The sequence below is a fragment of the Pantoea sp. X-Soil-YNGN-785 genome (genome assembly GCF_059730585.1).
The window spans coordinates 1,198,727-1,224,703 of record NZ_AP035942.1 but is presented as its reverse complement, the minus strand read 5'-3'; the positions used below and the strand labels follow the sequence as shown (position 1 = coordinate 1,224,703).

The following is a 25,977-nucleotide window of genomic DNA, read 5'->3' as shown; positions in this document are numbered from 1 at the left end:
ATGCGCAGCAGGTCACATTGGCCAGCATGAATTCGACACATAGACCAGCCTGAAATATGGCGATAAAGACTTGTAAAATATGAAAATTATTCGCGCTTTCGCTTCAATCGCTCTGGCTCTGGCGGCATTCAGCCAGTCAGCCTTTGCTGTGGTTTACCCGTTACCGCCGGCCAACAGCCGTCTGATCGGGGAAAATATTGAAATTACGGTTCCTGAAGACAGCAAGCTGCCGCTGGAAGCTTTTGCGGCGCAGTACCAGATGGGCCTCAGCAATATGCTGGAAGCCAATCCGGGTGTTGACGTTTATCTGCCTAAAGCTGGCAGCAAAATGATCATCCCACAGCAGCTGATTCTGCCTGACGCACCGCGTGAAGGTATTGTGATTAACAGCGCAGAGATGCGTCTTTACTACTACCCGAAAGGCAGCAAAACCGTCGTGGTGCTGCCAATTGGTATCGGTGAATTGGGTAAAGATACCCCGATTAACTGGACCACAGCGGTAGAACGTAAGAAAGATGGCCCGACCTGGACGCCAACCAAAGGTATGCATGCGGACTACGCGGCACGCGGTGAAACGCTGCCAGCCGTGTTCCCGGCAGGCCCGGATAACCCGATGGGTCTTTACGCGCTCTATATCGGTCGTCTCTATGCGATTCACGGCACCAACGCCAACTTCGGTATCGGCCTGCGCGTGAGCCACGGCTGTGTGCGTCTGCGCGCTGACGATATTAAATGGCTGTATCAGAACGTGCCGGTCGGTACGCGCGTTCAGTTCGTCGATCAGCCGGTAAAAGCGACCGTAGAGCCAGACGGTTCACGTTATGTTGAAGTGCATAACCCGCTGTCGACTACGGAAGAGCAGTTCAACTCACGTGAACTGGTGCCGATTACGCTGACGCAGGCAGTAAGCAAAGTGCTGGTTGATGCCAGCGTCAATCAGGATCAGGTTAACGGCGCCATTCAGGGCCGTACCGGTATGCCGGTAAAAGTGAACGGTGTGGAAAACAACATCCAGACTGCACCTGTACCAATGCCGGAAAACCCGCAGGCTGCACCACAGGAACAGCCGATGACGCCAGTGACTCCACAGGGTGCAAACAGTGATGCTGCACAGCCACAGCAGCCCGCCACTGAGCAGGCCGCACCGGTCACACCAGCAGCCCCTGCAGCCGCGGCCAATACCAACTCGTAACTGCCGCCCTGCTCTAAGAAGCCAGCGCCTGTCGCTGGCTTTTTTATTGCCTGGATTAAAGCAAATTACCGAACATTTCCGCCCTCTTTCCCCGCGTGACCATCATTAATCTGTCATATAAAGCGCGTATCACACTCCGTTAACCCGATGCAAATCAGCATCCGGCATCAGCCACGTGAGGTACACCATGAGCGAAAACAGTCTCTCCTCCTCATCAGCCCGGGGACGCCCCGATTTCAACGGCAAGGGCAGCCGCTTCAGCAAACCGCTGTTTTTCATTCTGCTGATCGCCGGGCTGGCCTTCGCCGGACTTAACCTGGTCAATGATGTTGAAGAAACCAACACCCCGGTTACCAGCTATCTGCCGTTCTTTCTGCTGGGACTGGCGCTGCTGATTGCGCTCGGCTTTGAGTTCGTTAATGGCTTTCACGATACCGCTAATGCGGTCGCCACGGTGATCTACACCCATTCGCTGACGCCCGGCGTGGCCGTGGTCTGGTCCGGTTTCTGTAACTTTATGGGCGTGCTGCTCTCCAGCGGCGTGGTGGCCTTTGGCATTATCTCACTGCTGCCGGTCGAGCTGATCCTGCAGGCCAGCAGCGGCAACGGCTTCGCCATGGTCTATGCGCTGCTCTTCTCCGCCATTATCTGGAATCTCGGCACCTGGTATTTTGGCCTGCCCTCGTCGTCATCGCATACGCTGATTGGTTCGATTATCGGCGTCGGGGTGGCTAACGCCATGCTGCATGGGCGCAGCGGACTGAGCGGCGTGGACTGGGATCAGGCACTCAAGGTCGGCTATGCCCTGCTGCTGTCGCCGGTGGTGGGTTTTGTCTGCGCCGGGCTGCTGCTCTGGGTGATGAAGATGTTTATCCGTAATCGCCAGCTTTATCAGGCCCCGAAAAGTGACCAGCCACCGCCGGTCTGGATCCGTGGTCTGCTGATCCTGACCTGTACCGGCGTCTCCTTTGCGCACGGCTCCAACGACGGCCAGAAAGGAATGGGGCTGATTATGCTGATCCTGGTGGGCACCATGCCGATCGCCTACGCCCTGAACCGATCGCTGCCGGCCGATCAGATCCCACGTGTGGCCGCACTGACTGAAGTGACCGCCCATCAGCTACTGCAACTGCAACCGGCGACGGCGCATCCCCCGGCGGCCCGCGACGTGCTGACCGGCTTTGTCGGCAGCAACCAGATGAACGCCGAGGTGTTACCGGCGCTGGCGCGGACGCTTAACGAAGTGGGCGATCAGATTCGCCGTTACGGCTCGATGGATAATATCCCTGCCCAGGCGGTGACCAATACCCGCAACCAGATGTATCTGGCTTCGGAGTCGATCAAGCATCTGCAGACCGCGAAGGTGACGCTGCCGCAGGAGACCGAACGCAATCTTAAGGCTGTGAAAACCGAACTCGACAGCGCCACCCGCTTTATTCCGATGTGGGTGAAAGTGGTGGTGGCGATAGCGCTGGGGCTTGGCACCATGGTCGGCTGGCGCAGAATTGTGGTAACGGTGGGAGAACGAATCGGCAAAACCCATCTGAGCTATGCCCAGGGTGCCAGCGCCGAGCTGGTGGCGATGATGACTATTGGCGCAGCCGATGGCTTTGGCCTGCCGGTGTCGACCACCCATGTGCTATCGTCCGGCGTGGCGGGCACCATGGCGGCCAACCGCTCTGGTCTGCAGTTTTCGACTCTGCGAAATCTGGCTGTCGCCTGGGTATTGACGCTGCCAGTCTCCATTCTGCTTTCTGCCCTGCTCTACTGGGTGTTTACCCATTTCTGATAGTCAGTGCTCACCACCGGTCAGGTGGTGAGCCGTTGCTGCGTATAGAGCCGCAGCGTAATCAGCAGCGCGCCCAGCACCATCACGGCGGCAGCCAGATAGACCGACTGCATCCCCCAGTGCCCGATAAACAAGCCCGCCACCGGGCCGGTTAAACCGAGTCCCAGATCGAGAAAGGCGGAATAGGTGCCCAGCGCCGAGCCCTGATCCTGGCGCTCAACCCTTTTTACCGCCTCAACGCCCAGCGCCGGGAAGACCAGCGAGAAACCGCTGCCGGTGAGGAACGCGCCCGCACCCACCAGCCAGGCGCTGTCCGCCTGCCAGATAATCAGCAGTCCCAGACACTCCAGCAGGAAAGAGAACAGCGACACACGCAGTCCGCCAAAGCGGGTAATAAAGCGACCAAAACCCAGCCGCACCAGCACAAACCCCAGGCTGAACAGCGTCAGCGCATAGGCCGCGCCCTGCCAGTCGCGGCTGGCAAAATAGAGAGTGATAAAGGTGGCAATGACGCCAAAGCCGATGGTGCCGAAGCCCAGCGCCAGGCCATAAAGCCAGACGCGGGAGAAGACGCGATGAAACGGAATGCGCTCGCCCACACTGACGGTGACCGCCGGTTTGCGGCTGGCCATCAGATACCCAACGACGCCCATCAGCGCAATCAGTCCGGCAAATCCGCTCATACCAAATTGACTGTTCAGCAGCACGCCCAGCGGCGCACCAACAGCCATCGCCAGATAGGTGGCGACACCGTTCCAGGAGATGACGCGCGCGGTCTGCAACGGCCCGACGATATTCATGCCCCACAGCGTGGAACCGGTGCTGCTGAAGCTCTCCCCCACCCCAAGAAACAGTCGCCCGATAGCCAGCAGCGCCAGACTCAACCACGGCCAGCTGCTCAGCAGTGCCGCCACGATAGTCAGCACCCCGCTCATGCCGCAGCAGAGCAGCCCCAGCATCACCACCCGTTTCGGCCCCAGGCGATCGGCCAGGCGGCCCGACTGCGGACGGCTGAGTAACGTGGCGAAGTACTGAATGCTGATAATCAGACCGGCGATAAAGGAGCTGAAACCAAGATGATTTTTGACGAAGCCCGGCAGCACGGCCAGCGGCAGTCCGACGGAGAGATAGCAGAAGAAAGTGAAGATGATAACTGAGAGGATTCGTTTGTTGAGCTGACTGTTGCTCAACACAGCGGTGTCAGACATAGCAGGCTTGTGGTGTGGGAAATTTTGCCCACTATACCGTCAGGCGGTTAAGGGGTCGCCTGATTTTTTATCACAAACCATGAACATGTGCATGACGGTCAATCGCCTGCGCGATGTCGCCCGAGTTTTTTAACGCACGGATTTCACTGAATAAGCCATCGGCTTCGCCATACGCTTTGCGCAGATAACCGAGCCACTGTTTGATCCGCGCCACGTGATAGAGGCCGGTATCGCCCTGCTTTTCCAGCCGGCTGTATTTCTGCAATAACCGCACCACATCGGGCCAGGCCATCGGCGGTTCGTTGTATTTCACCACCCGGCTCAGGTTGGGGATGTTCAGTGCACCACGGCCAATCATTACCGCATCGCAGCCGGTGACCGCCATACAGTTTTGCGCGCTTTGCCAGTCCCATATCTCGCCATTAGCAATCACCGGAATGCGCAGCCGCTGACGAATGTCGCCAATCGCCTGCCAGTTGATCGCTTCTGCGCGATAGCCCTCTTCTTTGGTCCGTCCATGCACTGTTAGTTCGCTGGCACCGGCCTGCTGGACCGCGTCGGCAATCTCCAGGCTGCGGGCACTGGAATCCCAGCCGAGCCGCACTTTTACCGTTACCGGCAAATCGGCAGGCACCGCTTCACGCATCGCTTTCGCGCCGCGATAAATCAGATCGGGATCTTTCAGAAGGGTTGCGCCGCCTCCGCTGCCGTTGACCAGTTTAGAGGGACAACCACAGTTGAGATCAACACCCCAGGAACCCAGCTCCACCGCGCGTGCGGCGTTCTCGGCTAACCATTCGGGATGCTGCCCCAGCAGCTGCATCCGCACCCGCGTGCCGGATGGCGTACGGCTAGCGTGATGCAGTTCGGGGCAGAGACGGGTGAAGGATTTTACCGGCAGCAGTTGATCGACTACGCGCAAAAACTCAGTGATGCAGAGATCGTAGTCGTTCACTTCCGATAGCAGCTGGCGCACCAGTGAGTCCAGCACGCCCTCCATCGGAGCCAGTAAAACCCTCATACTCAGACGTTTCCGGTGCGCTTCGGAGCCGGACGACGTGGACGGGCTGCGGGCTTATCGCCCTGAGGTGCCGCCTGGCTCTGACGACGCGCCTGAGGACGTTTGTCGCCGGATGAAGATGAACGCGATGCGCCTGCACCCTGTCCGCCCTGACCACGCCCACGACCACCTGCACCGCCACGAGACTGCTGCTGACGACCGTTGATGATCGGCTCGGCCTTGATGCTTGGATCCGGCTCATAGCCTTCAATCGCCAGACGCGGGATTTCACGCTTCAGCAGACGTTCGATATCACGCAGCAGTTTGTGCTCATCGACGCAGACCAGCGACAGTGCGACACCGGTTGCAGCCGCACGGCCGGTACGGCCAATACGGTGAACGTAATCTTCGGCGACGTTGGGCAGCTCGTAGTTCACGACGTGTGGCAGCTCTTCGATATCCAGGCCACGGGCCGCGATATCGGTCGCAACCAGCACGCGAATGCCGCCTGACTTAAAGTCGGCCAGCGCACGGGTACGGGCACCCTGGCTCTTGTTGCCGTGGATTGCGGCAGCGGTGATGCCATCTTTGCCCAGCTGCTCGGCAAGGTGGTTAGCGCCGTGTTTGGTACGGGTAAAGACCAGCACCTGCTGCCAGTTACCTTCGCCGATCAGCTGCGACAGCAGTTCCCGCTTACGCTTCTTATCAACGAAATGCACCTGCTGTGCCACCTGCTCAGAAGCGGTGTTGCGGCGAGCCACTTCAATCATTTCCGGGTTGGTCAGCAGTTTTTCCGCCAGGCCTTTGATCTCATCCGAGAAAGTGGCTGAGAACAGCAGGTTCTGACGTTTGGCCGGCAGACGTGCGAGTACGCGACGAATGTCGTGGATAAAGCCCATATCCAGCATACGGTCCGCTTCATCCAGCACCAGAATTTCGACCTGAGACAGGTCAACGGCATTCTGCTGCGCCAGATCCAGCAGGCGACCTGGCGTGGCCACCAGCACATCGACGCCGCCACGCAGCTTAACCATCTGTGGATTGATGCTGACGCCACCAAACACGACCAGCGAACGCAGCGAGAGATATTTGCTGTAGTCGCTGACGTTTTCGCCGACCTGCGCCGCGAGTTCACGGGTTGGGGTCAGGATCAGGGCGCGCACCGGGCGACGACCGCGGATGGGCGTCGCGGTGGCAGAGAGTTTCTGTAACAACGGTAAGGTAAAGCCGGCCGTTTTGCCGGTGCCGGTCTGGGCACTCGCCAGCAGATCGCGGCCTGCCAGCACCACAGGAATCGCCTGGCGCTGGATAGGTGTAGGTTCGCTGTAGCCTTGTTCGGCAACCGCGCGCAAAATATCGGCACTCAGGCCGAGAGAGTCAAATGACATTACGTGGTTTACTCCGGTCCGCTCTGGCCGTGATTCACGGTGTAGTTTTCAGAGGGATAGTGACGGCAGCTGGGGCTGACGCGTGAAAAGGGCACAAACTACGATGCGTAAGCGGGCGAGTGTAGCAGCTTTAAATGAAGTGTGCGAGATAGCTCACATTTACTGACATAACTTAACTGCGCAGAAACAGGAAGGCCACCTCGCGGTGGCCTTCAACTTAACTACGTTTATTTTCGATGCGCCGCGGTGGCTCTTTCGCCAGCAGCGAAACCAGCGCCGGACCCAGCAACATCACTACGCCGAGACAGGCCAGCAGCAGGTTGTTGTGGTAAATCCGCGACACCAGGAACAGTGTCATCATGGCGGCGCCAAAGTAGTAAGTGGTGGTCGCTTCTTCAAGATAATCGCCGAGCGTACGTAAACGGGCGATGCGCTGTGTCACCAGCATGGCAACAAAAACCAGTGCGTACATCGCCACCAGCGTGCTGCAGACATCAACCAGCGCCTTGTGTTTCCAGCCCCAGATCAGCGCAGCGATCACCAGCAGATGCATAGCGATATGCAACAACGTCTGACCCGTGATGATTTGAATACGATTAGACCATTTCATTCAATTCTCCTGGCAGACCCAACAGGTCGCCCAAGTGCTACCGGCACAAGCCGGAAACGGTTTCCTCAATGTAAAACAATTTTCGGATAACGCCCTAAATATCGCGCTCTCTCACCACCCATTTGTGACAAAGACTACACTTTGATTCTATTGATGATGAAAAGGAGTGCGTCGCGAGTATGCCACAAAATGCGCAAGGATTTTCAATAAAAGTCCTGACGATCAATACACACAAGGGGTTTGCCCCGTTTAATCGCCGCTTCATCCTGCCGGAATTGCGCGAAGCCGTTCGCGCAACCTCGGCGGATGTGGTCTTTCTCCAGGAGGTAATGGGCACCCATGCCATCCACTCCCTTAACCATGAAGAGTGGCCTGAATCGCCTCATTATGAGTTTCTGGCTGACACCATGTGGAACGATTTCGCCTACGGCCGCAATGCGGTCTATCCGGAGGGACATCACGGCAATGCCGTGTTGTCACGCTTTCCGATAACTGACTATAAGAACCGGGATATCTCGGTGGCAGGCAGTGAAAATCGCGGCATGCTGCACTGTCAGATCGCCCTGCCCGAGCCGCACGGCACGCTGCATGTCATCTGTGTTCACCTGGGTCTGAAAGAGGCGCATCGTCACGCGCAGATGAAGAAGATCTGTGAAATGGTCAACTCGCTGCCACCCGACGCGCCGGTCGTCGTAGCAGGCGATTTCAACGACTGGCAGCGACGCGCTAACGCCATATTAAAACAGGGCGCAGGCCTGAAAGAGGTATTCAGTATGAAGACCGGACGCCCGGCGCGCACCTTCCCGGCGCGCTTCCCGCTATTGCGGCTTGACCGCATCTATGTGCGCAACGCCACCGTCAGTCATCCGTGGGCGCTGCCGCGTAAGCCCTGGTCCCATCTTTCCGATCACGCGCCGCTGGCGGTGGAGATTCATCTATGAATTTTAACTGGCAGGAAGGCAACCGGCTGCTGTTGCTGGAAAATGGCGAAGCGTTTTTCCCGCGCGTCTTTGGCGCGATTCAGCGGGCAGAACGCTCAGTTTTGATCGAAACCTTTATTCTGTTTGAGGATGACGTCGGCAACGCCCTGCACCGCGAATTACTGGCAGCCGCCCAGCGCGGCGTGCGGGTCGAAGTGATGGTCGATGGCTACGGCTCCGCTGAACTCTCCGACAAGTTTGTGAACAGTCTGACCAGCGCCGGTGTGCGTTTCATCTACTACGATCCGCGCCCGCTGGTGATGGGGATGCGTACCAACGTCTTCCGCCGTCTGCACCGTAAAACGGTAGTGGTGGATGACGTGGTTGCCTTTGTTGGCGGCATCAACTTCTCGGCCGAGCACAATACTAATTACGGTCCGGAGGCGAAGCAGGATTACGCAGTGCAGGTTAAAGGCCCGGTCGTGGCAGACATCGCCCGCTATCTGCAACAGGCGATTGGCAGCGAACAGCATACCCGCCGCTGGTGGGGATCGCGTTCTCATCGTCCGGCGGTGAACGCCACGCCAGGCGATGCCCAGGTGCTCTATGTCTATCGTGATAATGACGAGCACCGCGACGACATCGAAGTGCATTACCTGGAGATGCTGCGCGAGGCGAAGCGGGATGTGATTATTGCCAACGCCTACTTCTTCCCGGGCTACCGGCTGCTGCGTGAGATGCGCAATGCCGCGCAGCGTGGCGTCCGGGTGCGGCTGATCGTGCAGGGCGAGCCGGATATGCCGATTGTGAAAGTGGGCGCAGAGCTGCTCTACAACTATCTGGTCGATGGCGGCGTTGAAGTCTACGAATATATCCGTCGTCCGCTGCACGGTAAGATCGCCGTAAAAGATGATTACTGGGCGACCGTCGGCTCCAGCAACCTCGACCCGCTGAGCCTCTCTCTGAATCTGGAAGCTAACCTGATCATCCACGACCGGCCATTCAACCAGACGCTGCGTGACAACCTGGAAGCGCTATTGGCCAACGACTGCCAGCGCGTGCAGGAGGATCGCCTGCCGCCGCGCAACTGGTGGCAACTGAGCAAAAGCGTGGTGGTATTCCATTTCCTGCGTCATTTCCCCGCCATCGCGGGCTGGCTTCCGGCACACACGCCGCTGCTGGCTCAGGTGGGTGAGCCGGTCCAGCCTGAAATGGAAACGCAGGATCGTGTAGAAGCAGACAACCCGGGAGCAAAATCCTGATGGCAAAAAAACATCCACGCTGGCAACTGGCAAAAAAGATCCTCACCGTGCTGTTTTTCGTGGCGGTGGTGGTTCTGCTGGTGGTTTATGCCCGCAAAGTGAACTGGGAAGATGTTTATGAGGTCATCGTTAACTACAACCGCTTTGTGGTACTGACCGCCGCCGGACTGGTGGTGCTGAGTTACCTGGTGTATGGCTGCTATGACCTGATTGGCCGCGCCTACTGCGGCCATAAGCTGGCGAAGCGGCAGGTCATGCTGGTGTCGTTTATCTGTTACGCCTTTAACCTGACGCTGAGTACGTGGGTGGGCGGTGTCGCCATGCGCTACCGGCTCTATTCCCGGCTGGGCCTCGACAGCGGCACCATCACCCGCATCTTCTCCCTGAGCATCGCGACTAACTGGCTGGGCTATATTCTGCTGGCGGGCGTGGTATTCAGTGCGGGCATGGTCTCGATCCCCGGCGGCTGGTTTATCGGTGAGACTACGCTGCGGCTGATTGGCGTGGTTCTGCTGGTGCTGGTGGCGATTTACCTCTGGGCCTGCGCCTTCTCAAAACAGCGTCGCTGGACGATTAAAGGCCAGACGCTGCAGCTGCCTTCACTGCGCATGGCGCTGCTGCAGTTTGCGGTTTCCTGTGCCAACTGGATGGTGATGGGCGCGATTATCTGGCTGCTGCTGGGACGCGACGTGGGCTATCCGATGGTACTGGGCGTCCTGCTGATCAGCAGTATTGCCGGGGTAATCATTCACATTCCGGCGGGCATTGGCGTTCTGGAAGCGGTGTTCCTGGCGCTGCTCAGCGGTCAGCACGCTTCGCATGGCACCATCATTGCGGCGCTGCTGGCCTATCGTGTGCTCTACTTTATCCTGCCGCTGCTGTTAGCGCTGGTGCTCTATCTGGGCCTGGAGAGTCGGGCGAAGCATCTGCGTCAGAAGAACGAGCAGAAGTTACAGAAATCGTAATAAAAAAAGGGAGGCGCAACCTTCGCGCCTCCCCCTTTTACACTGAAAATCAGCGGCGGTTACCGAGGATCCGCAGCAGCATCAGGAACAGGTTAATGAAGTCGAGATAGAGCGTCAGCGCGCCCATGATCGAATAGCGACGCAGGTTTTCCGTGTCGCGGGCATCAATCTGCTCACCGATGTTTTTCAGCTTCTGCGTGTCATAAGCGGTTAATCCCACAAAGAGCACCACGCCGATATAGGTAATCGCCCACATCAGCGCCGGGCTTTTGAGCCAGAAGTTCACCAGCGACGCCAGCACAATGCCAATCAGCCCCATAAACAGCAGGCTGCCAAAACGGCTCAGATCGCGTTTGGTGGTATAGCCGTAGAAGCTCATCGCACCAAACATCCCTGCCGTGACAAAGAAGGTACTGGCGATGGAGGAGTAGGTGTAGACCAGGAAGATACTCGCCATGGTAATGCCGGTCAGCGCCGAATAGAGCATAAACAGCCCGGTGGCTACGGCTCCGCTCAGACGATGCACCATGCCTGACAGGAAGAACACCAACGCCAGCTGCGCAATAATCAGCCCGAAGAAGGTAATGCGATTGGCAAACACCAGCTCCATCACTGCGGGCGTACGCGCCGCGAACCAGGAGACAAATGCGGTCAGTAACAGACCGCAGGTCATCCAGCCATAGACCTGCGCCATATAGGCTTGTAAACCGCGAGATGCGGGTTGAACGATGGAATCATTGCGTGGATATCGGTCCATGATGCACCTCTTGTTGAACGGATGAACAGCTCCCTGCCGGGAGCCATGCCAGAGTTAAGTGTGGCACAGCTCAGCTCAACTGTGCCATAACATGCCGGTTAACGCCGCGACAGACACTGCTGATAACGGCTGTCGACGCGCTGCGCAAACCATGCCGTCGTCAGATTACGGGTAATTTTCGGGCTTTCCAGCTTAATGCCCGGCAGCATTTCACGCGGCAGCTTACGGCCTGCCATTTTATCCGCCAGGGCAAAAACCTGTTTCCAGAGTTCGCTGTCGCTGAATGATTCTTTCTCCCCTTTCTCCAGATCGCGGCGAATGGCGCTGTTGCTCATGTCGATCTGCTTTGAGAGCGTCCGCACCGCCAGTTCGGTGCCGCCCGCCGCGTCTGAGCCATAGAGGATCAGATCGCCATCCAGCGCCAGCTTCATACCGGTGGCTTTTGACACTGCCGCCTGGAACGCCGCATTGCGGCTGGCGTACCAGCCTGCATTGTAGTCCGCAAAGCGATAGAGCGGCTGGCTGTAGTCAGCCGGATAGCCGAGCAGGTGCATCGTCCCAAAGTAGATCCCGCCGTGACGGGTAAAGACTTCACGCCGGATGGTGCCATCGATCGGCCATGGATAGCCTTTGGCGTGCGCTTCGGCAAACGCGATGCTGACCTGCATCGGCCCGCCGGTGTGAATTGGGTTGAGATTGCCGAACAGCGTCTGGCCCATCGGCACCATATCGATCAGATCATCGAAGATGGCGCTGAGGTCTTTTTCACTGCGCACCTTGTCCAGCCGGGCGGCGTAGCTTTCTCCGGTCGGCGATTTGATCAGCAGCGCGGTGCGCACCAGGAAGGCCGGGACGTGCACCTGCGCTGCACGGCGGTTGATCTCGCCCCAGGCGATTTTCGGCAGGCCTGGCACCGCGGCCTCGGCGCTGAAGTTACTCTCCTGATCCGCCACGGCGATCACCGCGCACAGGTTACTGGCGCTGGGGTCGATCTGCTGCGTGCGGAAGGTGGTGTAGATATCGTCGCTCCAGGCCGCTTTATTACTGACGTGCGACGGCAGCAGCCGCTGGATTTGCGCTTTGACATCTTCAGGCTGCCGTACCGGCGCCTCCGGAGTTTTCTTGCTGCTACAACCCGCCAGCACCAGGGCGGCGACCAGTGTCAGACGTTGCAGAATCGGGGTGGATGACATGCCTGTCCTCAGAATGAACCAAAGCCCTACTCTACCATTGCCAGAGTTTCACAGGCAGGAGAGAACTGAACTAAGGTTACCTTTTTTAACGTTAAAGGAACTTACGATGTTTAAACTCTGGCCTGTTGCGGCGTTCAGCCTGTTATTAACCGGCTGCGGCGCCAGTAATACCCCTGCCCAGGTGCAGTCACCGGGCGCGCCGACCTCCTCCTCGCTTAAGGTGCTGGAAACCGGCGCCAGCGTGATGCAGTCCCGTCCGCCTATCGACGCCATCAATACTTATCTCGATGGCTTCCATTTTTATAACGGCGATAAAAACGGTCAGATGGAGGCCCACCACTATGTCACCGTGCTGAACGACGATGTGATGCAGGCGGTGATTTACGACGGCAACACGCGCGACGCGCGGCTGATGGGCGTGGAGTACATCATCAGCGAACGGCTGTTTAAGACTCTGCCGCCCGAAGAGAAGAAGCTGTGGCACAGCCATCAGTATGAGGTGAAATCGGGCACGCTGATTGCGCCAGGCTTACCGAAAGTCGCCGACCACGCGCTGATGACCCGCATCGTGAATACCTATGGCAAAACCTGGCACACCTGGCATACCGATCGCGACAAAACGCTGCCGATCGGCATTCCGGCGCTGATGATGGGCTTTACCCAGGATGGTCAGATGGATCCACGGCTGCTGGCGGATCGCGATCGCCGCTTTGACGTGGACAGCAAGCAGATCCGGGCCGATCGGGCGGATATCGTAGCCAATCCGGCGGCGCCGGGTGCTAACGCCTGGGAAAAGGGCCAGGTTATTCAGCTTAAGCGCACCAGCGGTGGTGGTGAGCACAGCCACGGTCAGACCAACTTTGGTCCGGCGGAGCAACTGAAGCAGCCGTAGGCGTTGTGTCTGCGTGTTAGCGGGCTGTGACGCGGGAGGGATCAGCGGTAACGCAGCGGGCGGAGAAACCTCTGCCCGCTTGCGCCATTAATGCCTTAGTCCCAGCGCTGGACCGCCTGATGGTCGCTGTCGCGGGCATCCACCCAGCGATCGCCCTGCTCTGTCGCTTCGCGCTTCCAGAACGGCGCGCGAGTTTTCAGGTAATCCATGATGAACTCCGCGGCAGAAAAGGCGCTACCGCGATGGGCGCTGGTGACGCCCACCAGCACGATCTCATCGCCGGGAAACAGCTCGCCGACGCGGTGGATCACCGTGACGCGCTGCAGCGGCCAGCGTTCGCGCGCCGCATCAACAATCTCCTGCAGCGCTTTTTCGGTCATGCCGGGATAGTGCTCCAGCGTCAGCGCCGCCACGTTATCACCCAGATTGTGGTTACGCACTTTGCCGGTAAAAGTCACTACCGCTCCATCTTCATCACAGGCCGCCAGCCAGCGATACGCTTCCGCCATATCAAAGGGTGCGGGGCCGACGCGAATCTGCGTTTCCATCTCAGCCTCCGGTTACGGGCGGGAAAAAGGCCACTTCATCACCAGCATGCAGCGGGTGACTCATCGGCACCAGCGTCTGGTTGACGGCCGCCAGCAGTTTGCCCGACTCCAATGCCAGCGCCCAGCGATCGTCGCGTTCGGCCAGCGCAGCGCGCAGCGCCGCCACATCCGGATAGTCAGCGTTAACCTCAAGGGATGCGGTGCCGGTCAGCTCGCGCACCTGGGCGAAAAACAGCACCTTAATCATGCGCGACCGCCTGAAAATCGCCGCTTTTGCCGCCGCTCTTGCTCATTAACCGCAGCTGATCGATGACGATATCTTTCTGCACGGCTTTGCACATGTCGTAGATGGTCAGCGCGGCAACTGAAGCGGCCGTCAGCGCTTCCATCTCGACGCCGGTTTTGCCGGTCAGTCGGCAGAGCGTGGTGATGCGCACCCGGTTATGATCCGGTTCCGCTTCCAGATTCACTTCCACTTTGCTCAGCATCAGCGGATGACAGAGCGGGATCAGTTCCCAGGTGCGTTTTGCTGCCTGGATCCCGGCGATGCGCGCGGTGGCGAAGACATCCCCTTTGTGATGGCTGCCTTCCATAATCATCTGCAGCGTTTCCGCCTGCATCAGCACCAGCACTTCGGCGCGCGCTTCGCGCACGGTTTCAGCCTTGGCGGAGACATCTACCATGTGTGCTTCGCCCGCGGCGTTAATGTGTGTGAGTTGAGACATACTTACCGTTTCTTCAGATGTGAGACAAAATTACAGGGCGCGGTGCGTGCATCAAGCTGGTCAGCGATAATCCGCTCCCAGGCGGTGCGGCAGGCGCTGGTCGAACCCGGCACGGCCAGGATCAGCGTCCCGTTAGCCAGACCGGCAATGGCGCGCGACTGCAGCGTCGAGCCCCCAATCTCTTCATAGGAGATCATCCGGAACAGTTCGCCAAACCCGTCAATCTCGCGGTCAAACAGCGGCAGCAGCGCTTCCGGCGTGCTGTTTTTCAGGTTAAAGCCGGTGCCGCCATTGATGATCACCACCTGGACATCGTCACTGGCGATCCAGCGCGATACGGTGGCGCGAATGCGATAGAGGTTATCCGGCACGATGGCGTGATCGACCACTTCATGGCCCGCTTCCGCCGCTGCCTCGCGCAGATAGTCGCCGGAGGTATCGTTGCTGGCATCGCGACGGTCTGACACCGTCATCACCGCAATCTGCACAGCCTGAAATTCGCTGGCTGGTTTACCCATACTTCCTCCTGAAATTAGCCGCCAATGTAAGAGAGATTCTGTGTGATACCGGTGTTGCCCTGATGCAGGAAGTGCGTCTGCTTCTTCTGTCCCAGGCTGCTGGCGATGCGCGCCTGCAGTTCGGCCTGCTGCTCATCGGACGCCAGCAGGTCACGCAGCGGTATGCCGCCGTCACCAAACAGGCACAGGTGAAGGTTTCCCTGCGCCGAGACGCGCAGACGGTTGCAGCTGGCACAGAAATCTTTGGCGTAAGGCATGATCAGGCCAATCTCGCCGACATAGTCGGGATGATAAAAGACCTGCGCCGGGCCGTCGCTGCGTCCGCTTTCGCGACGCTGCCAGCCCTGGGCAATGAGCTGATCGCGGATCACCATGCCGGAAACGTGCTGGTCGCGGAACAGCGTGCCGCCGTCGCCGGTCTCCATCAGTTCGATAAAGCGCAGCTGAATCGGACGGGTGCGGATCCAGTCGAGGAATGTGGCCAGATTGCGGCTGTTGAGATCGCGCATCAGCACGCTGTTGACTTTGACCTGACGAAAACCGGCGTCCAGCGCCGCGTCGATGCCGCTCATCACCTGATGGAATTTATCCTGACCGGTAATAGCGTGAAACTGACGGGCGTCCAGGCTGTCAACGCTGACGTTGAGTGCGGTCAGACCCGCGTCGCGCCACTGTTTCACGTCGCGCGCCAGCCTGTAGCCATTGGTGGTCACTGCGATCTGGCGGATAGAGGCGTTTTCACGCACTGCCGCAATGATGTCGGTGAAATCACGGCGCAACGACGGCTCACCACCGGTCAGCCGCACTTTTTCGGTTCCGGCTGCGGCGAAAGCCCGCGTGACGCGGCGGATTTCATCCAGAGAAAGAAAGCTTTTGTTACGAATTCCCTGCGGTTTGTAGCCGTCAGGAAGACAATAGGTACAGCGGAAATTACAGACATCCGTGACCGACAGGCGCAGGTAATAGAACTTACGCGCGTATGCATCAGTAAATTGTGACACCAGAACACCTTTCCAGATTGGGAGATGCAGTCATTTCTTCCTGCACCCTGGCAGCTCGATGGCTACGGCCTGAACCCCCTATCCGCAGACTTAGGCATTCAGGCTTGAGTGTACGCTGACCCGTTGATCAGCGCGGTAAACATGATGGTAGCGTGAATTTCCTCACTCTTCCATTTGCTCTTTTCGCTATATATTCTTATACATATCGAATTTTCACCGCATTTTCGCGACAGGATACGTTAAAATGCGATCCAGATTTTGACGCAAGTCATCCGCGCGGGATTAGCGTTTAGAGCCACGCTACGCGACGAGATGTTAAGGAGAAGTATGAATCGCACACTGGCCGATCTTGATCGCGTTGTGGCACTGGGCGGCGGACACGGTTTAGGCCGCGTGATGTCGGCCCTTTCCCCGCTGGGCTCCCGTCTCACCGGCATCGTCACCACCACCGATAATGGCGGATCGACCGGCCGCATTCGTCGATCCGAAGGCGGTATCGCCTGGGGCGACATGCGCAACTGTCTTAACCAGCTGATTGCAGAACCCAGCGTCGCCTCCGCGATGTTCGAGTACCGTTTTGCCGGTAACGGCGAACTGGCCGGTCACAACCTCGGCAATCTGATGCTACGGGCGCTGGATCACCTCAGCGTTCGCCCGCTGGAAGCGATCAACATCATCCGTAACCTGCTGAAGGTCGACGCCTTTTTAATCCCGATGTCGGAGCAGCCGGTGGACCTGGTGGCGATGGATGCCGAAGGCAATATGGTTTACGGCGAAACCGCCATCGATGAGATGAAGCAGCCGCCGCAGGAGCTGATGCTGCATCCCAACGTCCAGCCGACGCGGGAAGCGCTGCAGGCCATTGCAGAAGCGGATCTGATCCTGATTGGTCCAGGCAGTTTCTACACCAGCCTGATGCCGATTCTGCTGATGGAAGAGATGGCACAGGCCCTGCGTCGCACGCCTGCCACTATGGTGTTTATCGGCAATCTGGGCCGTGAGCTCAGCCCCGCCGCGGCCAGTCTTTCAGTGGCTGACAAGCTTCAGATGATGGAACGTTATATCGGCAAGCGGGTGATCGATGCCGTAGTGGTCGGACCGTCGGTCGCCACAGAGGGCATTGAAAACCGGCTGATTGTCCGTGAACCGCTGGAGGCCGCCGACATTAAATATCGTCACGACCGCCAGCTGTTACGGGTGGCGCTGGAACACGCCATTCAGAGCTTTGACGGCACTACGAGGCCGCGATAAACAGCGTTCGCAGCTCATGCAGCTGATCGCGCACGCTGGCCGCCTGTTCGAACTCCAGGTTCTGCGCGTGCTGCTGCATCTGCCCTTCCAGCTCGTGGATTTTCTTCTGCAGCGCCTGCGGCGTTAACAGCTGGAAATCGGCCAGTGCCTGAGCCTCGCCAGGACGAGCCGGTTTCGCTTTGCCGCGGGTTTTCACCACATTCTTGCCCAGCTCCAGAATATCCGTGATCTTCTTGTTCAGGCCCTGCGGCACAATGCCATTCTTTTCGTTGTGCAGCTGCTGTTTCTCGCGGCGGCGCTCTGTCTCTTCAATGGCACGCGCCATCGACGGCGTGATTTTATCGCCATAGAGAATCGCTTTACCGTTGATGTTACGCGCCGCACGACCAATGGTCTGAATCAGCGATCGTTCGGAACGCAGGAAGCCCTCTTTATCCGCATCCAGAATCGCCACCAGCGACACTTCCGGCATATCCAGCCCCTCACGCAGTAAGTTGATGCCCACCAGCACATCAAACTCACCCAGACGTAAGTCGCGGATAATCTCCATACGCTCTACGGTGTCGATGTCGGAGTGCAGATAGCGCACCTTCTCGCCATGCTCCGTCAGATATTCAGTGAGATCTTCCGCCATGCGCTTAGTCAGCACCGTCACCAGCACACGTTCGTTGATCGCCACGCGCTGATGGATTTCCGACAGCAGATCGTCAACCTGGGTGCCGACCGGACGCACTTCGATGATCGGATCCAGCAGACCGGTAGGACGCACCACCTGATCGACCACTTCGTCGCCCGATTTTTCCAGCTCATATTTGCCCGGCGTTGCCGAGACATAGATGGTCTGCGGGGCCAGCGCCTCAAACTCTTCAAACTTCATCGGACGGTTGTCCAGCGCCGACGGCAGGCGGAAGCCATACTCCACCAGCGTCTCTTTGCGCGCCCGGTCCCCTTTGTACATGCCGCCAATCTGCGGGATGGTGACGTGCGACTCATCCACCACCAGCAGGCCATCGGCAGGGAGATAGTCAAACAGCGTCGGTGGCGCTTCGCCCGGTCCGCGTGCGGAGAGGTAGCGCGAGTAGTTCTCGATGCCGGAGCAGTAACCCAGCTCACTCATCATCTCCAGATCAAACTGGGTACGCTGAGTAATACGCTGCTCTTCCAGCAGTTTATTGTTCTCCAGCAGCACCCGGCGGCGATCCGCCAGCTCGACTTTGATGTCTTCCATCGCCTGCAGAATGCGCTCACGCGGCGTGACGTAGTGCGTCTTGGGATAAATGGTAAAGCGCGGCACCACTGAATCGATCTGCCCGGTCAGCGGGTCAAACAGGGACAGACGCTCGACCTCTTCGTCAAACAGTTCGACGCGCAGCGCAATATCGTCCGACTCCGCCGGGAAGATATCGATCACTTCGCCACGCACGCGGAAGGTGCCGCGCTGAAACGCCTGGTCGTTGCGGGTGTACTGCAGCTCTGACAGACGGCGCAGAATGCTGCGCTGATCGATAATCATGCCGCGTGTCAGGTGCAGCATCATTTTCAGATAGAGATCGGGATCGCCCAGACCATAGATCGCCGAAACCGATGCCACCACGATAACGTCGCGCCGCTCCAGCAGCGCCTTGGTCGCTGACAGACGCATCTGTTCGATGTGTTCATTCACCGACGCATCTTTTTCAATAAAGGTGTCGGAGCTCGGCACATAGGCTTCAGGCTGATAGTAGTCGTAGTAAGAGACGAAAAACTCGACGGCGTTATCCGGGAAAAACTCTTTCATCTCGCCATAGAGCTGCGCCGCCAGCGTTTTGTTCGGTGCCAGCACCATCGTCGGGCGATTGAGGTCGGCAATGACGTTGGCGACGGTAAAGGTTTTACCGGAGCCGGTCACGCCTAATAAGGTCTGGTGGGCCAGTCCATCCTCCAGCCCCTCTTCCAGGCGACGGATCGCCTCAGGCTGGTCGCCCGAAGGTTTAAAGGCGGAATTGAGTTTAAAAGCTTTGGTCATGAATGCAGTTCCTGCTGGAGAAGTCGGCGGGCAGCCACTTATTTTACTCTGCTATGGTGATTTTGCCAGAAAATAATACTGGATATAAAAACAGTAATCGTGCAAGGTTAATGCAATCAGGGTAAGACTTAGCCCGCCTGCTTCAGATACGTGATATCGCAAAGCGTGTTGCGCAATGTTATCCCCAGACCGGGATCGGATTTAACATTTGTCAATAGAACGTCACAAAATTACAGTTCGGTTACCTGACAGAAAATTCGCAGGCTTGTTTTTTGATAACCAGCTGATTTTACTGGTTTAAGCTAATAAGGCCAGAATCTCGTCATTATGTTACCAGGCCGCGTATTTCCTCGCTTCTAACCGGTTTTCATTACCTAATGCACAAGGTTATCCACAGGAATAGTGGATAAGTGATGGCAGCCCCGCCGCCATCAGCTGTGTATAATTTTTCCCTGCCGTCCCGCCTCGTTGAAAATAATTTTTTTTGCGTTAAATTTCGCGTCGGCTGCTGACGGATTATTCTGCATTTTTAATCTGTCGCCTGGCGTGGCACGCAAATTTTCATCATTCCACTAAGATTCTTAATCAGACATTCTGCGTTACGCAGCATGTCTGCACCACAAACAGCGCCCGCAGGCACTGTAAAAGTGCAGGCGCGTGATGACCATGGGTAATTGATAAGTTTTTCTCACCTTTCCTCCCTGGTACAGCGCACTTCAGCAGGAAACAGGGCCGTTTTAAGATCTGGCCTGGGAATTGCAGGAGTCAGTAACGTCACCGCGCTTTACGCGCACTGTGCTGCAATGGTGAGGCTGCCGTTGCTGATGACTTGTTTGCCAGACGACAAAGAGCGGAAGCAATCAGGCTAATGATCGGGAAGGAGAGTGTCAGATGCTGAGTCTACGTTCGGTAAATCAATTTTACGGTCAGAACCATATCCTGTGGGATGTGGACCTGGATCTGTCGCCTGGCACCTGCACCGGCATTCTGGGCCGTCCTGGCATGGGCAAGACCACGCTGGTCAACTGCATCATGGGCAGACTGCCGATTAACAGCGGCACCATTTCCTGGAAAGAGGATGGCTCGCCGCCGGAAGATTTGCTGCTGCAACCGGCCGAACAGCGGGCGCAGATGGGCATCGGCTATGTGCCGCAGGGCCGCCATATTTTTACCCAGATGAGTGTGGAAGATAACCTGCTGATTGCCCTGCTGGCGGGTGCCAGCCAGCGCGATCGTCATCGCGCCATTCCCGAAATGGTCTTTGATTTGTTCCCGGCGCTCTACTCCCTGCGCCAGCAACGCAGCGGCGATCTGCCCATCGATCAGCAGCAACAGCTGGCCCTGGCGCGCGCGCTGGTGCTGCAGCCCAAACTGCTGATTCTGGATGAGCCGACTGATGGGATGTCACCGTGGCTGGAAGAGGAGATGGGCAACTTGATCCGCCGGCTTAACCTCGACTACGGGCTGACCATCCTGCTGCTGGAGCAGCGCCTGTCGCTGATTCGGCGGGTGGCGGACTATTTCCTGCTGCTGCACCGTGGCCGTAATGTGGCGCAGGGCAGCATGGAGCAGCTCGATGACCACACCGTGGATAAGTGGCTGACGGTGGCCTGACGCTGAGTCCCTGTCACGGCAGGCGTCAGGATTGCAGGCAGCGCGCAACAACCTGACGTTCAGGCTGGTGAGCACTGCACAGGCTCATACTGATTGAGCAAAAGCCGGTGGGGCCAGTTTTTTACTCTGGCAGCGTCAGATACTGTCCACAGGAGGCCTGCTGCTGCGCATCGGTGAGATACGGAATGGTGCCCAGACAGGGCGCAGGCAGTCGCTGCTTCAGGCTGGTGAGATATTCCTGATAGCGTTTGCCAGGCGGCTCGACGGTGTTGGCGATCCAGCCCACCAGTGGCAGGCCGCACGCACGCACCGCCTCGGCGGTGAGCATGGCGTGGTTGATGCAGCCGAGCTTAATTCCCACCACCAGAATCACGGGCAGCTGTTCGCTGACCACCCAGTCCGCATAGGTGTGCGTCTCTGACAGCGGGGTGTACCAGCCGCCTGCACCCTCGACCAGAATCCAGTCCGCCAGTGGCTCCAGCGCCGCCAGACCCGCTGACAGTGCCAGATGGGTGATCGGCCTGCCCTCTTCGGCGCTGACGATGTGTGGCGAGGTCGGCTCCATAAACGCCAGCGGATTGACCTGCTGATAGCTTAACGGCACGTTGCTGAAGCGCTGCAGCGCCAGCGCATCACTGTTACGAATGCCTTCTGGCGTCATCTCACAGCCTGACGCAACCGGCTTGTAGCCCGCACAGCGGTAGCCCGCTGCGGCGGCTGCCTGCAACAGTGCGCCGCTGGCGACCGTTTTACCGACTTCGGTGTCGGTGCCGGTGATAAAAAGCCGTTTCATGAAAGCGTAACTCCGTAAATTAAATGGTAACTCAGGCGATAGCCGTGCCGATCGCGCGGCCAGTGTGCCTCTAACTGGTTGAGCCGTTGTCGGGTGAGTATCTGCCTGTCGCGGCCCTGATGCAGATGGGTCGCGCCAATCCCTTTCAGCGAACGCATGGCACTGAGCGCATCGGGAAAATGCAGCGTCACCCTTTCTGCGCTGCAAACCAGTTGCTCTGCATGGCAGGCCGCCGCAATCTCCGCCTCGCTGAGAAAGCGGTTAGCATGGGGTAACGCATCCAGATGGGACCAGGCTTCATGCACCTCATGCAACGAACCGTCGCCCAGCGTGGAAAACAGCAGCGTGCCCTCGGGCCGCAGCACCCGCCGGAACTGGCGCAGCGCGCCGGGCAGATCCTCACTCCACTGCACCGCCAGGTTGCTCCACACCATGTCGATGCTGTTATCCGCCAGCGGCAGCGCGTCGATGTCGCCCGCCAGATAGTGCTGCGCCGCGTCGTTGTCCCGCGCCTGTTGCAGCATCTGTGGTGAGAGATCCAGCGCCGTGACCTGTTTGCCGCGTTCGCGCCACAGCCTGCTGTACCAGCCGGTGCCACACCCGGCATCCAGCAGCTGCAGCCCGCTGTGAGCCGGTGCGCGTGCCAGCAGCGCATCGCCGCTGAGCCGTTGCAGTGCCGCATGGGCATCGTAATGGCTGGCCGCCCGACCAAAGGCACGTGCCACCGCCTGCTTATCAACCCGCAGCGTCATGCAGCGCCTCCAGTAACCGATCGATATCTTCCGGGCGATGTGCCGCCGTCAGGGTAATGCGCAGCCGGGCCGTTCCCGGCGGCACGGTAGGTGGCCGAATCGCACTGACCCAGCAGCCCGCCTCCGCCAGCCGCGCCGAGAGCGCCATCGCATCGCCATTTTCACCGATCAGCAGCGGCTGGATCGCGCTGGCTGAGTCCATCAGTTGCCACGGCAGCGCGGCCGCGCCACGCCGGAAATGCGCAATGTTCTGCTGCAACAGCTGGCGCAGCGCATCACCCTGCTGAATTTCGCGCAGTGCCGCCTGTAGCGCCACAGCCTGCGCAGCGGGCATGGCGGTGGAATAGATCAGATGCCGGCTGAACTGCAGGAAATAGTCGGCGGTATCCGCATCGCACAGCAGCGCGGCACCGCTGACGCCAAAGGCTTTGCCAAAAGTGACCACCAGCAGTTCCGGCTTAACGCCCTGCTGCCAGCAGCTGCCCCGCCCCTGCTCACCTGCCACGCCGATGCCGTGCGCATCATCCACCAGCAGCCAGCCCTGTGCCTGACGCGTCTGTTGCGCCAGCGAAGCCAGCGGTGCGCTGTCGCCATCCATGCTGAAAATCCCCTCGGTCACCACCAGCGTTTCCCCCTCGCAGGGTGACGCGAGCCGTGCCGTCAGGCTCTCCGGGTCGTTATGACTGAAACGCCGCAGCTGCGCCGGGCTGTGGCTGGCGGCGTCGAGCAGCGAGGCATGGCTGAGTTTATCGGCCAGGATGCGATCGTTTTTCTCGCCCAGCAGATGAATCACTGCCTGATTGGCCGCGAAGCCGGAGATAAACAGCAGCGCACGGTCATAGCCGAGCCAGTCGGCCAGCTGCGCCTCAAGTTCGGCGTGCTGACGGTGATAACCGGTGACGTGACCTGAGGCACCCGCCCCCGCGCCCGCCAGCGCCGCGCCCTGCTGCCAGCCCGCAATCACCGCCGGATGGCGGGTTAAACCGAGATAGTCATTGCTGGAGAAGTGCAGATAGCGGCGGCCACCGCTCTCTAACGTGCGGGTGGCTTGCTGATCGATGATTCGACGCTGTCGCCAGCCATCGGCCGCACGGCGCTGCGCCAGCCCCTGCTGAAGTCGTTGCTGCCAGCTCATTACAGCGCCGCGTTGTAGAACTGTTCTGTATCGGCATGGAACAGCTGCTCGCTGAGGTGTTCTTCCTGCTGCTGATCGCCGTGTTGGGTGTGGGTATGCTCCGGGTTCAGCCCCAGTTTGCGGAACAGCACGCGGTCTTTATCCTCTTCCGGATTCGGCGTGGTCAGCAGTTTGCAGCCGTAGAAAATCGAGTTCGCCCCGGCCATAAAGCACATCGCCTGAGTCTGCTCGCTCATCTGCTCGCGGCCCGCGGAGAGGCGCACATGCGAGGTCGGCATCATGATGCGCGCCACCGCGATGGTGCGGATAAAATCGAACGGTTCAACGTCATCGTTATCCGCCAGCGGCGTGCCTTTGACTTTAACCAGCATGTTGATCGGCACGCTCTCCGGCGGGGTCGGCAGATTGGCTAACTGCACCAGCAGACCGGCGCGATCGTTCACGGTTTCGCCCAGGCCGACGATGCCGCCCGAACAGACTTTGATTCCGGCGTCGCGCACTTTGCCGAGCGTATCCAGACGTTCCTGATAGCTGCGGGTGGTGATGATGGAGCCATAGAATTCCGGTGAGGTGTCGAGGTTATGGTTGTAGTAATCGAGGCCCGCGCCCGCCAGCCGCTGCGCCTGTTGATCGCTGAGCGTGCCGAGCGTCATGCAGGTTTCCATTCCCATCGCCTTCACGCCTTCGACCATCTTTTCCAGGTAGGGCATATCGCGCTCGTGCGGGTTTTTCCACGCGGCACCCATGCAGAAACGGGTCGAACCGGCGGCTTTGGCCTGACGCGCGGAGGTCAGTACCTCCTCCACTTCCATCAGACGTTCCGACTCCAGGCCGGTCTTGTAGCGCGCGCTCTGCGGGCAATATTTGCAATCTTCCGGGCAGGCGCCGGTTTTGATCGACAGCAGGGTACTGACCTGCACCTGGCGCGGGTCGAAGTGCTGACGATGCACCTGCTGCGCTTTAAACATCAGTTCAAGAAAAGGTTGATCAAACAGCGCTTGCGCCTGTGCAATTGTCCAGCGTTGAGCCATTACGTACTCCAGAAAAGGGTGTCATCCCGACAGAAAGCAGGGGTATACTTGTAAACTATATTTTTTTATTTTGGTTTACAACTCCGATGACTACCCCCGTTTTCTCCTCCGATGATGCCCGTTTTGACCGCCAGCACATCTGGCATCCCTACACCTCGATGAAGGATCCGCTGCCCTGCTACCCGGTCGTCGCTGCGCAGGGTTTTCAGCTGCAGCTGGCCGATGGCCGTGAGCTGGTGGATGGAATGTCATCGTGGTGGGCGGCGATTCATGGTTACAACCACCCGCGACTGAACCGGGCGCTAACGGAGCAGGTCACGCAGATGTCGCACGTGATGTTTGGCGGCATTACCCATCCGGCAGCAGTGGCGCTCTGCCGTCAGCTGGTGGCGATGACGCCCGAGGCGCTGGAGTGCGTCTTCCTGGCCGATTCCGGCTCGGTGGCGGTGGAAGTGTCGATGAAGATGGCACTACAGTACTGGCTGGGCCGGGGTGAGACGCGCCAGCAGTTCCTGACGCTGAAGCGCGGCTATCATGGCGATACCTTTGCCGCGATGTCGGTTTGCGATCCCGATAACTCGATGCACAGTCTGTGGCGCGGTTATCTGCCTGAGCACCACTTTGCGGCGGCACCGGCCTGCGGCTTTAATGATGAATGGGACGAACGCGATTTCGATGATTTCGCCCGACTGATCGAACAGCATCACCGGCAGCTGGCAGCGGTGATCCTTGAGCCGATTGTGCAGGGTGCGGGCGGCATGCGTTTCTATCATCCGCGCTATCTGCAGCAGGTGCGGGAAGCGTGCGACCGCTATGGCGTACTGCTGATAGCGGATGAGATCGCTACCGGCTTTGGCCGCACCGGCAAGCTCTTTGCCTGTGAACATGCAGGCATTACCCCGGATATTCTCTGCGTCGGCAAAGCGCTGACCGGCGGCATGATGACGCTGGCAGCGACCCTGACCACCCGCGACGTCGCCGACACCATCAGCCGCAGCGCGGCAGGCTGTTTTATGCATGGCCCGACCTTTATGGGCAATCCGCTGGCCTGTGCGGTGGCGGCGGAGAGCCTGAGCATGCTGGCGGACGGTCACTGGCAGCGTCAGGTGGCCGCAATCGAACAGCAGCTGCGGGCTGAGCTGCTGCCGCTGCGCCGTTCACCGCAGGTGGCCGATGTGCGCGTGCTGGGGGCGATTGGCGTGGTGGAAACCCATCAGGTGGTCAACATGGCGGCGCTGCAGCAGTTCTTTGTTGAACAGGGCGTCTGGATCCGGCCATTCGGTCGGCTGATTTACCTGATGCCGCCCTACATCATCACGCCCCAGGCACTGAGTCAGCTGGTGCAGGCAATTGGCGGCGCGCTGGAACATTCGCAACATTTTGCCGCCTGAAGCGGGCTGACCACTGGCACTGGTGGCGCTTTTGGTT

25 protein-coding genes and 1 riboswitch are annotated in these 25,977 nt (G+C 58.8%); of the genes, 9 read left to right on the top strand and 16 right to left on the bottom strand.

Annotated features, from left to right (window positions below; genetic code table 11):
- Positions 1–79 precede the first annotated feature (79 nt).
- Together AC6I8E_RS05660 and AC6I8E_RS05655 are read left to right on the top strand one after the other, a co-directional pair.
- On the top strand, positions 80–1,192 hold the full coding sequence (locus tag AC6I8E_RS05660; RefSeq protein ID WP_013357203.1) for a L,D-transpeptidase family protein: 1,113 nt from the start codon (positions 80–82) through the stop codon (positions 1,190–1,192).
- A 187-nt stretch (positions 1,193–1,379) separates the two neighbouring features.
- Entirely contained in the window at positions 1,380–2,981 is a 1,602-nt protein-coding gene (locus AC6I8E_RS05655) for an inorganic phosphate transporter (protein WP_147788501.1), read from the top strand.
- Positions 2,982–3,001: 20 nt separating this feature from the next.
- Here AC6I8E_RS05655 and AC6I8E_RS05650 read toward each other — a convergent pair whose 3' ends face one another.
- From AC6I8E_RS05650 to AC6I8E_RS05635, 4 genes are all read right to left on the bottom strand, one after another.
- Positions 3,002–4,189 carry an MFS transporter gene (locus tag AC6I8E_RS05650; RefSeq protein ID WP_147788502.1) on the bottom strand — a complete coding sequence of 396 codons (1,188 nt, stop codon included), beginning with the start codon at positions 4,187–4,189 and terminating at the stop codon, positions 3,002–3,004.
- Between the two features lie 70 nt (positions 4,190–4,259).
- Positions 4,260–5,210, bottom strand: coding sequence for a tRNA dihydrouridine(16) synthase DusC (dusC, locus tag AC6I8E_RS05645; RefSeq protein WP_095707520.1), 951 nt, complete (start codon positions 5,208–5,210; stop codon positions 4,260–4,262).
- Between the two features lie 2 nt (positions 5,211–5,212).
- The gene (gene rhlE, locus AC6I8E_RS05640; RefSeq protein WP_312217447.1) at positions 5,213–6,577 is read right to left on the bottom strand and encodes an ATP-dependent RNA helicase RhlE; all 1,365 of its coding nucleotides are present in this window, start codon (positions 6,575–6,577) and stop codon (positions 5,213–5,215) included.
- A 217-nt stretch (positions 6,578–6,794) separates the two neighbouring features.
- Positions 6,795–7,187: a YbhQ family protein gene (locus AC6I8E_RS05635; RefSeq protein ID WP_031594396.1), complete on the bottom strand. Its 393-nt coding sequence runs from the start codon at positions 7,185–7,187 to the stop codon at positions 6,795–6,797.
- Positions 7,188–7,366: 179 nt separating this feature from the next.
- Between AC6I8E_RS05635 and AC6I8E_RS05630 the strand changes: the two genes are divergently transcribed.
- The 3 genes from AC6I8E_RS05630 to AC6I8E_RS05620 are packed head-to-tail and all read left to right on the top strand — an operon-like array spanning position 7,367 to position 10,334.
- Positions 7,367–8,128, top strand: a complete 762-nt coding sequence (locus AC6I8E_RS05630) for an endonuclease/exonuclease/phosphatase family protein (protein ID WP_497824511.1) — start codon at positions 7,367–7,369, stop codon at positions 8,126–8,128.
- Positions 8,125–9,369 carry a cardiolipin synthase ClsB gene (gene clsB, locus AC6I8E_RS05625; protein WP_312217446.1) on the top strand — a complete coding sequence of 415 codons (1,245 nt, stop codon included), beginning with the start codon at positions 8,125–8,127 and terminating at the stop codon, positions 9,367–9,369. Before AC6I8E_RS05630 ends, clsB begins: the two co-directional genes overlap by 4 nt.
- Complete coding sequence (locus tag AC6I8E_RS05620) at positions 9,369–10,334, top strand: lysylphosphatidylglycerol synthase transmembrane domain-containing protein (RefSeq protein ID WP_013357195.1); 966 nt, start codon at positions 9,369–9,371, stop codon at positions 10,332–10,334. The genes clsB and AC6I8E_RS05620 overlap by 1 nt, the downstream gene beginning before the upstream one ends.
- 49 nt (positions 10,335–10,383) lie before the next feature.
- Here AC6I8E_RS05620 and AC6I8E_RS05615 read toward each other — a convergent pair whose 3' ends face one another.
- Positions 10,384–11,091 carry a Bax inhibitor-1/YccA family protein gene (locus tag AC6I8E_RS05615; RefSeq protein WP_095707523.1) on the bottom strand — a complete coding sequence of 236 codons (708 nt, stop codon included), beginning with the start codon at positions 11,089–11,091 and terminating at the stop codon, positions 10,384–10,386.
- A gap of 98 nt (positions 11,092–11,189) precedes the next feature.
- Complete coding sequence (locus AC6I8E_RS05610; RefSeq protein WP_135909669.1) at positions 11,190–12,284, bottom strand: DUF1615 domain-containing protein; 1,095 nt, start codon at positions 12,282–12,284, stop codon at positions 11,190–11,192.
- A 106-nt stretch (positions 12,285–12,390) separates the two neighbouring features.
- On the opposite strand from AC6I8E_RS05610, the gene AC6I8E_RS05605 reads away from it, so the two are divergent.
- Positions 12,391–13,176, top strand: a complete 786-nt coding sequence (locus AC6I8E_RS05605; protein ID WP_147788505.1) for an OBAP family protein — start codon at positions 12,391–12,393, stop codon at positions 13,174–13,176.
- A 95-nt stretch (positions 13,177–13,271) separates the two neighbouring features.
- Here the strand turns inward: AC6I8E_RS05605 and moaE are convergent, their stop codons facing one another.
- The 5 genes from moaE to moaA all read right to left on the bottom strand — a co-directional run bounded on the left by moaE (position 13,272) and on the right by moaA (position 15,968).
- Positions 13,272–13,724, bottom strand: a complete 453-nt coding sequence (gene moaE / locus AC6I8E_RS05600; protein ID WP_147788506.1) for a molybdopterin synthase catalytic subunit MoaE — start codon at positions 13,722–13,724, stop codon at positions 13,272–13,274.
- A gap of 1 nt (position 13,725) precedes the next feature.
- Complete coding sequence (gene moaD, locus AC6I8E_RS05595) at positions 13,726–13,971, bottom strand: molybdopterin synthase sulfur carrier subunit (RefSeq protein WP_147788507.1); 246 nt, start codon at positions 13,969–13,971, stop codon at positions 13,726–13,728.
- Positions 13,964–14,449 (bottom strand): cyclic pyranopterin monophosphate synthase MoaC, encoded by a 486-nt coding sequence (gene moaC, locus AC6I8E_RS05590; RefSeq protein WP_147788508.1) that lies wholly within the window; start codon positions 14,447–14,449, stop codon positions 13,964–13,966. Before moaC ends, moaD begins: the two co-directional genes overlap by 8 nt.
- 2 nt (positions 14,450–14,451) lie before the next feature.
- Positions 14,452–14,967, bottom strand: coding sequence for a molybdenum cofactor biosynthesis protein B (gene moaB / locus AC6I8E_RS05585; RefSeq protein ID WP_013357188.1), 516 nt, complete (start codon positions 14,965–14,967; stop codon positions 14,452–14,454).
- A gap of 14 nt (positions 14,968–14,981) precedes the next feature.
- Positions 14,982–15,968, bottom strand: coding sequence for a GTP 3',8-cyclase MoaA (gene moaA / locus AC6I8E_RS05580; protein ID WP_061061958.1), 987 nt, complete (start codon positions 15,966–15,968; stop codon positions 14,982–14,984).
- Positions 15,958–16,091, bottom strand: a riboswitch (molybdenum cofactor riboswitch). Its footprint overlaps the gene before it by 11 nt.
- Before the next feature lie 204 nt (positions 16,092–16,295).
- Between moaA and AC6I8E_RS05575 the strand changes: the two genes are divergently transcribed.
- Positions 16,296–17,219: a gluconeogenesis factor YvcK family protein gene (locus tag AC6I8E_RS05575; RefSeq protein ID WP_033782368.1), complete on the top strand. Its 924-nt coding sequence runs from the start codon at positions 16,296–16,298 to the stop codon at positions 17,217–17,219.
- Here AC6I8E_RS05575 and uvrB read toward each other — a convergent pair.
- Positions 17,203–19,224: an excinuclease ABC subunit UvrB gene (gene uvrB, locus AC6I8E_RS05570; RefSeq protein ID WP_033731912.1), complete on the bottom strand. Its 2,022-nt coding sequence runs from the start codon at positions 19,222–19,224 to the stop codon at positions 17,203–17,205. The two genes, AC6I8E_RS05575 and uvrB, sit on opposite strands and share 17 nt — an antisense overlap.
- Before the next feature lie 891 nt (positions 19,225–20,115).
- Between uvrB and AC6I8E_RS05565 the strand changes: the two genes are divergently transcribed.
- Positions 20,116–20,838 (top strand): ABC transporter ATP-binding protein, encoded by a 723-nt coding sequence (locus AC6I8E_RS05565; RefSeq protein ID WP_013357183.1) that lies wholly within the window; start codon positions 20,116–20,118, stop codon positions 20,836–20,838.
- Positions 20,839–20,959: 121 nt separating this feature from the next.
- On the opposite strand, the gene bioD is transcribed toward AC6I8E_RS05565, so the two are convergent.
- Genes bioD through bioB form a run of 4 tightly spaced genes read right to left on the bottom strand, consistent with a single transcriptional unit; the run spans position 20,960 to position 24,549 of the window.
- A complete protein-coding gene (gene bioD, locus AC6I8E_RS05560; RefSeq protein WP_147788509.1) occupies positions 20,960–21,631 on the bottom strand; it encodes a dethiobiotin synthase in 672 nt (223 codons plus the stop codon).
- Complete coding sequence (gene bioC / locus AC6I8E_RS05555) at positions 21,628–22,383, bottom strand: malonyl-ACP O-methyltransferase BioC (RefSeq protein ID WP_147788510.1); 756 nt, start codon at positions 22,381–22,383, stop codon at positions 21,628–21,630. Before bioC ends, bioD begins: the two co-directional genes overlap by 4 nt.
- Positions 22,367–23,518 carry an 8-amino-7-oxononanoate synthase gene (gene bioF / locus AC6I8E_RS05550; RefSeq protein WP_147788511.1) on the bottom strand — a complete coding sequence of 384 codons (1,152 nt, stop codon included), beginning with the start codon at positions 23,516–23,518 and terminating at the stop codon, positions 22,367–22,369. Before bioF ends, bioC begins: the two co-directional genes overlap by 17 nt.
- Positions 23,518–24,549, bottom strand: a complete 1,032-nt coding sequence (gene bioB / locus AC6I8E_RS05545; RefSeq protein WP_033782361.1) for a biotin synthase BioB — start codon at positions 24,547–24,549, stop codon at positions 23,518–23,520. Before bioB ends, bioF begins: the two co-directional genes overlap by 1 nt.
- Positions 24,550–24,635: 86 nt before the next feature.
- Between bioB and bioA the strand changes: the two genes are divergently transcribed.
- On the top strand, positions 24,636–25,940 hold the full coding sequence (gene bioA / locus AC6I8E_RS05540; protein ID WP_147788512.1) for an adenosylmethionine--8-amino-7-oxononanoate transaminase: 1,305 nt from the start codon (positions 24,636–24,638) through the stop codon (positions 25,938–25,940).
- Positions 25,941–25,977: the final 37 nt, after the last annotated feature.